The following is a 7248-nucleotide window of genomic DNA, read 5'->3' as shown; positions in this document are numbered from 1 at the left end:
CGGCAGCGACAGTTGTGAATATGAGACAGCGGAGGGGGGGCGCCCCTCCTTCTGGCCCGGAAACACCGCCCGTCCGACCACCCGACCGGAGGAACACGGTCGGGAGGTCGGACGGACACCGGGTCACACGGACACCGCTCAGAAGAACACCGACCGCCGCTGCACCAGCAGCTTGTACAGCGTGTGCTGGATCTGCTCCCGCACCTGATCCGTCAGGTTGAACATCAGCATCGGATCCTCCGCCGCCTCCGGCGCGTACGAGTCCGTCGGGATCGGCTCACCGAACTGGATGGTCCACTTCGTCGGCAGCGGCAGCGCACCGAGCGGCCCCAGCCACGGGAACGTCGGGGTCAGCGGAAAGTACGGCAGGCCGAGCACCCGCGCCAGGGTCTTGGCGTTCCCGACCATCGGGTATATCTCCTCGGCACCCACGATCGAGCAGGGCACGATCGGCACCCCCGCCCGCAGCGCCGTCGACACGAAGCCGCCCCGCCCGAACCTCTGGAGCTTGTACCGCTCCCCGAACGGCTTCCCGATGCCCTTGAAGCCCTCCGGCATCACCCCGACGATCTCGCCGGCCCGCAGCAGCCGCTCCGCGTCCTCCGCGCAGGCCAGCGTGTGCCCCGCCTTGCGGGCCAGCTCGTTGACGACCGGCAGCACGAAGACCAGGTCCGCGGCGAGCAGCCGCAGGTGCCGCCCGGCCGGATGGTGGTCGTGGACGGCGACCTGCATCATCAGCCCGTCCAGCGGCAGGGTCCCCGAGTGGTTGGCGACGATCAGCGCCCCGCCGTCGGCCGGGATGTTCTCGACGCCCTTCACCTCCACCCGGAAGTACTTCTCGTACAGCGGGCGCAGCAGCGACATCAGGACCTGGTCGGTGAGCTCCTCGTCGTAGCCGAACTCGTCGACCTCGTACTCGCCGGTGATCCGCCGCCGCAGGAACGCGAGCCCGCCCGCCAGCCGCCGCTCCCAGCCACCGCCGCCGGCACCGGTGCCCTCCGCCGCCCCGGCGCCGTCGTCGCCGCTCTGCGGGTCCGTCACGGCCTGGGCCTCCCCCGGCGCCCGGGCGCCCGTCTGCGGCCCCGGGAGGGCCCGTACGGCCGCCGTCTCGCCGTCGGCCCGGTCGGGCCGCCGCCGGGCCCGCGAGCGGTCGTCGTCGAACGGAATGACCTTGGCGTCCGCCATCGCTTGTCCGGTCTCCTCAGGCGCCGTCGTGAACAGGGGGAACAGGGGTTACGGATGGGGCGGAGGAGGCCGCGGCCCCGAGCAGCCGCCCGGCGAGCCGGTCCACCGCGCCCGCGAGCGTCTCCGGCGGCAGCAGTCCCGGCCCGCGGCCGCGCGCGAAGGCGGCGAAGGCCTCCGCCGTGGTGTGCCGCGGCGAGAAGCCGAGGACCTCGCGCGTCTGGACCGTCGACACGACCCGGCCGTGCGTGAGCAGCCGGATCTGCTCGGGAGCGAAGTCGGTGATCCCGACCGTGCGCAGCGCCGTCCCCACCCAGGTGACCGCGGGCAGCAGCACCGGCACGGTCGGCCGCCCGAGCCGCCGCGCGCACTGGGACAGCAGCAGCACCCCGTCCCCGGCCACGTTGAACGTGCCGCTGTTCAGGGTCGCCCTGCGGGGCTCGTGCGCCGCCAGGCGCAGCACGTCGATCACGTCGTCCTCGTGGACGAACTGCAGCCGCGGGTCGTAGCCGAGGACGGTCGGCAGCACCGGCAGCGCCAGGTACTCGGCGAGCGGGGAGTCGATGCGGGGCCCGAGGATGTTCGCGAACCGCAGCACGCACACGGCGACGTCCGGCCGGCGCCGGGCGAAGCCCCGCACGTACCCCTCGACCTCGACTGCGTCCTTCGCGAAACCCCCGCTCGGCAGCGACTTCGCGGCGGTCGTCTCGGTGAAGACGGCCGGGTCGCGGGGCGCGGAGCCGTAGACGCTCGTACTGGACTTGATCACCAGCCGGCTGATCCGCGGCGACTTCTGGCAGGCGCCGAGCAGCTGCATGGTGCCGATGACGTTGGTCTCCTTGACCGACGTCCGGCCGCCGGCGCCGAGCGCCGTACCGGTGACGTCCAGGTGGACCACCGTGTCGACGTCGTGCTCGGCGAGGACCTTCGCGATCTCCGGCCGGCGGATGTCGGCGCGGACGAACTCGGCGGCGCCGAGCCGGTGCTCCGGGTCGACCGCGTCCACGGCGATGACCCGCTCCACCTCGGGGTCCCGCTGGATCCGCCGCACGAAGCGGCCGCCGAGATGCCGTGCGGCACCGGTGACGAGCACGACCTTGCCCAAGATCAGCGCCTTCCGTCCGTCTTCCGTTGGTCGCCACCGTAGCGCCTCGAGATTTCGGCGCAATAAAAAACGCGGCCCTCCACCGCGAACGGTGAAGGGCCACGTCTGACGCACCAAATACTGCGGTGCAGCTGTCGCCTTACTTCTTGTTGCGACGCTGAACGCGCGTGCGCTTGAGCAGCTTGCGGTGCTTCTTCTTCGCCATCCGCTTGCGCCGCTTCTTGATAACAGAGCCCACGACTACCCTCGCTCACTTCTCGGAACATCCCCGCCTCCCGGCGGGGATCGGTGCGGGGCGTCTGGGCCCACACGACCTACGTCGGCCTAGCCTACCGCCCCGAGCACCTCGCTTGTAATCCGAGGGCCGCACCGAGCTCTCCCGGCGTTCTTCCCGCGCGCTCGCTACGCGGTCCCCACCCCCACGAAGGACTCCTTCAGGTACTCGTGAACCGCCTGTTCCGGCACCCGGAAGGACCTGCCCACCCGAATCGCCGGCAGATGACCGCTGTGCACCAAGCGGTACACGGTCATCTTCGAGACGCGCATCACCGCGGCGACTTCCGCCACGGTCAGAAACTTGACCTCGTTGAGAGGTCGTTCGCCAGCAGCCATGACCCACCTGTACCTTCCGCCGCGACGCACACCGGCTTCCCCTCCGGTGACTCTTCGTCGCCGAGCGCTCACTCTCCAGACTAGGGGCGGGTGGTACGAGTGGGGAAGAGGAGCTGCCATCGGCCGTTTACCGTGACAGACACGCTCGATTGAGTACATAGCGCGTGAGGGGCCGGTAGTAGTCGGAGCGCACGCCGTCATCAAGCGGAACGGCCACCGACACCTGCCCCTCGGCCTCACCGACGAACAGTGCCGGATCATCCGTATCGGCGAGACCGATGGCCTCGATACCCAGCTGACCAGCACCGCAGACCCATCCGTGATCCCCGACCACCAGCTCCGGCAGCGGGCCGCCACCCTCGGCGGCGCTCTCGAGAGCGGCCCTAACCGGCAGCGGCGAGTGGGAGTGCGCCCCCGGCTCACGCCCTCCCCCCGACGGCCCGGGCTCTCGCACCAGCGCGACCCCCCGTACGTAGTCGAGGAGGTACGTGCGTACGCCGAACCGGGTCGTTATGTCGACACATCTCCCCTGCGCCGGTGTGAGAACAAGACATCCCGCCGCCGACAAGGCGTCTGCGAGAGCGGCGTAGAAACCGAGCAGACGATGCGGATGCCCCGTCCCGAACAGCACCGGAACCCGCCTCGCGGCCGCCGCCCCCAACCGCGCGGCGAAGGCGTCGAGCCCCCTCAACGTACGCTCCGGATCGATGACGTCCGGCCCCGACCGGTGCGCCGGATCCCCCGACACCCCGCACTTGTCGGCCATCAGCCGCAGCAGATCGGCCTCACCCCACCCCCACGAGGGATCCAGCCCCAGCAGCACCCGCGGATCCCGCGCGGCGAAGAGCCGGTAACTCCGCAGGCTCTCCTCCCGCGACGTCGCCACCGTCCCCGCCAACCCCGCCGCCAACAGATGCGCCCGCAGCGCCCCGGTACTCAACACCCACCCGATGCTGCCGGAACCCCCTCGCCCCGGAGTCGAAACCACCCGGACACCGCACAGTCGGCGTAACACCCACGCGGACGTTCCCGCGGCCCACACCGAGACGACGCGAAGCCCCGCGCGAGCAGCCTCGCGGACCACGCGAAGCCCGAAGCGAGCGGCCCCCACCCGAGACGCGCCTCGGGCGAGCAGCCCCGCACCCGACGCGACGCCTCAGGCGAGCAGCCCCCGCAGCGGAAACGCCGCCTTCCGGGTCGCGAGCACCGCCTGGTCGAGCCGGTCCGCCGGGTCGTACCCCTCCGCCCAGTCACGGAAGCCCACCGGCCACCGCCCGTCCGTCATCCGCGCCGGCCCCAACTGCCGGGTCCGCGCGTACACCTCGTCCCGCCACGACGACGGCACCACCGACTCCGGATCCACCGGAGCGTGCGCCGCGATCCCCACCAGATGCGTCCACGACCGCGGTACGACGTCCACCACCGCGTACCCGCCACCGCCCAGCGCCAGCCACCGCCCGTCGGCGTACTCGTGCGCCAGCTCGTGACAGGCCTCCTGCACCGCCCGCTGCGCGTCCAGCGACACCGCCAGGTGCGCCAGCGGATCCTCGAAGTGCGTGTCCGCCCCGTGCTGCGTCACCAGGACCTGCGGCCGGAAGTCCGCGAGCAGCTCCGGCACCACCGCGTGGAAGGCCCGCAGCCACCCCGCGTCCCCCGTCCCGGCCGGCAGCGCCACGTTCACCGCCCCGCCCTCGGCGGCCCCCGCCGGACCCGTCTCCTCGGGCCACCCCGTCTGCGGGAACAGCGTCCGCGGATGCTCGTGCAGCGACACCGTCAGAACCCGCGGGTCCTCCCAGAACGCCGCCTGCACCCCGTCCCCGTGATGCACGTCCACGTCCACGTACGCGACCCGCTCCGCACCCAGCTCGAGGAGCCGCGCGATCGCCAGCGACGCGTCGTTGTAGATGCAGAACCCCGAGGCCGACCCCGGCATCGCGTGATGCAGACCGCCCGCGAAGTTCACCGCGTGCGCCGCCTCCCCGCGCCACACCGCCTCCGCCGCCCCCACCGACTGCCCGGCGATCAGCGCCGACACCTCGTGCATCCCGGCGAACGCCGGATCGTCGACCGTGCCGAGCCCGTACGCCTGGTCGGCACGGCGCGGATCCGCCGACGCCGCCCGCACCGCCGCGACGTAGTCCTCGCGGTGCACCAGCCGCAGCGTCGACTCCCCGGCCGGCTTCGCCGACACCACGTCCACCGCCCGGTCGAGCCCGAAGGCCCGCACCAGCGACATCGTCAGCGCGAGCCGTACCGGATCCATCGGATGCTCGGACCCGAAGTCGTACTGCGTGACAGCTTCATCCCACATCAACAGTGCGCGGCCGCTCATGCCCGCCACCGTATCGGGCCTCCCGCGCGCCGAACGACGTGGCGTACACCACCGTCACCAGGACCAGCGCCATCGGCACCACCATCGCCCCCCGATAGCTCCACGCGTCCCCCAGCGCCCCCACCAGGGGCGACCCGATCAGGAATCCCACGTAGTTGAAGACGTTGAGCCGCGCCACCGCCGCGTCGCTGTTCCCCGGGAACAACCGGCCCGCCGCCGCGAACGTCTGCGGCACGATCACGCTCAGCCCGAACCCCAGCACCGTGAACCCGGCGATCCCCGCCCACGCCCCCGGCGCCACCGCCACCAGCGCGAACCCCAGCGCCGCCAGCACCGCCCCGCCCCGCACGACCACCACGGCTCCGAGCCTCCGCACCCCCAGGTCCCCGACGGCCCGCCCGAGCAGCGTCGTCACCATGTACGCGTTGTATGGCACGGTCGCCAGCTCCTCCGAACTGCCGAGCACGTCCTGGAGGTACTTCGCGCTCCAGTTGGAGACCGTCGAGTCCCCGATGTACGCGAACGTCATCACCAGGCACAGCGGCAGCAGCAGCCGGAACGCGATCCCGCCGCTCCCCTTGCTCTCCCCCGCCTCCTCCACCGGCCCGTCCCCACCGGCCACGTACCAGCGGCTCCCCACCAGCGCGACGGGCAGCAGCACCGCCACCACCGGCAGGTACGACGTGAACAGCGACAGGTGCCAGTGCGCCCCCACCCACGCCAGCGACGCCCCCGCGATCCCCCCGAGGCTGTACGAGGCGTGGAAGCCGAGCATGATGCTCCGCCCGTACGCCCGCTGGAGACTCACCCCCAGCATGTTCATGGAGGCGTCCAGGGCCCCCACCACGAGCCCGAACAGCCCGAGGGCCACCGCCGCCGCCCACAGCTCCGACCCGACCCCCACCGCCAGGAGCGCGAGCAGCACGAACGGCTGCGCCCACCGCAACACCACCGCCGGCCCCACCCGCGCGACGACCTTCTCGGTCACCACGCTCGCCACCCCGGCCAGGATCGGCACGGCGGCCAGGAACGCGGGCAGCAGCCCGTCCGAGATCCCGTACCGGTCCTGGATCGCCGGTATTCGTGTCACGAGCAGGGCGAAGGTGACCCCCTGCACGAAGAAACTGACCGCCAGGGATCCCCGCCCACGCCGCAACCGCGCATCCGTCATGGCGGCACAGCGTACGGCCGGAAACTACCGCTGGGTAGATGGATCACGTCCCCAAAATCGCGGGGAGCTCGTCCATCCTCCTGAAGAAGCCCTTGGCCCCCGCCAGCTTCTCCTCCGGCGTCATCGCGGTGAACCCGTACACGTCCATCCCGGCCGCCAGCGCCGCCTGCACCCCGAGCCGGCTGTCCTCCACCACCACGCACCGCTCGGGCGCCACCCCCATCCGCTCGGCCGCGTGCAGGAACAGGTCCGGCGCCGGCTTCCCGCGGCCGACGTCCTCGGCGCTGAACACGATCCCGTCCCGGAACCACGCGTCGAGCCCGGTCTTCCGATGCCCCACCCGAATCCGCTCGTGGCTCCCCGACGACGCCACGCAGTACGGAACCCCGGCCTCGGCCAGCCCCTTCAGTACGTCCCCGGCCCCGGCCACCGCCTCCAGCTCCCGCTCGAACGCCGCGAAGACCCGCGCGTGGAACGTCTCGTCGAAGTCCTCGGGCAGCCGCTCCCCGCTCCGCTCCTCGACCAGCTCGTGGATCCGGTGCATCGCCGACCCCATGTAGTCCCGCACCGACTCCTCGTACGTCGTGGGGTGCCCGAGCTCCGTCAGATAGCCGGCCAACAGCGTGTTGGAGATCGGCTCACTGTCCACGAGCACACCGTCGTTGTCGAAGATGACCAAGTCGTATCGCATGACCACAGCCTAGAACGCAAAAATGCCTCAACCCCCGGACAAAGTCCGGGGGTTGAGGCTAATGATTGTTCGGCGGTGTCCTACTCTCCCACAGGGTCCCCCCTGCAGTACCATCGGCGCTGAAAGGCTTAGCTTCCGGGTTCGGAATGTAACCG

At 71.5% G+C, this 7248-nt stretch carries 8 protein-coding genes and 1 rRNA gene; all 9 read right to left on the bottom strand.

Annotation, left to right across the window (positions count from 1 at the left end; all coding sequences use genetic code 11):
* Positions 1 to 138: 138 nt before the first annotated feature.
* Entirely contained in the window at positions 139 to 1185 is a 1047-nt protein-coding gene (locus tag ACFCY7_RS39040; RefSeq protein ID WP_376490837.1) for a lysophospholipid acyltransferase family protein, read from the bottom strand.
* A 16-nt stretch (positions 1186 to 1201) separates the two neighbouring features.
* The gene (locus ACFCY7_RS39035) at positions 1202 to 2287 is read right to left on the bottom strand and encodes an NAD-dependent epimerase/dehydratase family protein (RefSeq protein WP_376490836.1); all 1086 of its coding nucleotides are present in this window, start codon (positions 2285 to 2287) and stop codon (positions 1202 to 1204) included.
* A gap of 139 nt (positions 2288 to 2426) precedes the next feature.
* Positions 2427 to 2525 (bottom strand): 30S ribosomal protein bS22, encoded by a 99-nt coding sequence (locus tag ACFCY7_RS39030; protein WP_003948845.1) that lies wholly within the window; start codon positions 2523 to 2525, stop codon positions 2427 to 2429.
* 164 nt (positions 2526 to 2689) lie between these two features.
* Entirely contained in the window at positions 2690 to 2899 is a 210-nt protein-coding gene (locus tag ACFCY7_RS39025; protein ID WP_376490835.1) for a helix-turn-helix domain-containing protein, read from the bottom strand.
* A gap of 127 nt (positions 2900 to 3026) precedes the next feature.
* Complete coding sequence (locus ACFCY7_RS39020) at positions 3027 to 3842, bottom strand: phosphatase (RefSeq protein ID WP_376490834.1); 816 nt, start codon at positions 3840 to 3842, stop codon at positions 3027 to 3029.
* A gap of 213 nt (positions 3843 to 4055) precedes the next feature.
* The gene (locus ACFCY7_RS39015; RefSeq protein WP_376490833.1) at positions 4056 to 5231 is read right to left on the bottom strand and encodes an acetoin utilization protein AcuC; all 1176 of its coding nucleotides are present in this window, start codon (positions 5229 to 5231) and stop codon (positions 4056 to 4058) included.
* Positions 5200 to 6402, bottom strand: a complete 1203-nt coding sequence (locus ACFCY7_RS39010; protein WP_376490832.1) for an MFS transporter — start codon at positions 6400 to 6402, stop codon at positions 5200 to 5202. The genes ACFCY7_RS39015 and ACFCY7_RS39010 overlap by 32 nt, the downstream gene beginning before the upstream one ends.
* Positions 6403 to 6445: 43 nt before the next feature.
* The gene (locus ACFCY7_RS39005; RefSeq protein WP_376490831.1) at positions 6446 to 7093 is read right to left on the bottom strand and encodes an HAD family hydrolase; all 648 of its coding nucleotides are present in this window, start codon (positions 7091 to 7093) and stop codon (positions 6446 to 6448) included.
* A gap of 67 nt (positions 7094 to 7160) precedes the next feature.
* A 5S ribosomal RNA gene (gene rrf / locus ACFCY7_RS39000) occupies positions 7161 to 7248 on the bottom strand; the annotation flags it as partial.

This window comes from Streptomyces sp. NPDC056361 (assembly GCF_042262805.1).
Lineage (GTDB): Bacteria > Actinomycetota > Actinomycetes > Streptomycetales > Streptomycetaceae > Streptomyces.
Note: the sequence above shows the minus strand (reverse complement) of the source record. Positions and strands in the feature narration are given on the sequence as shown.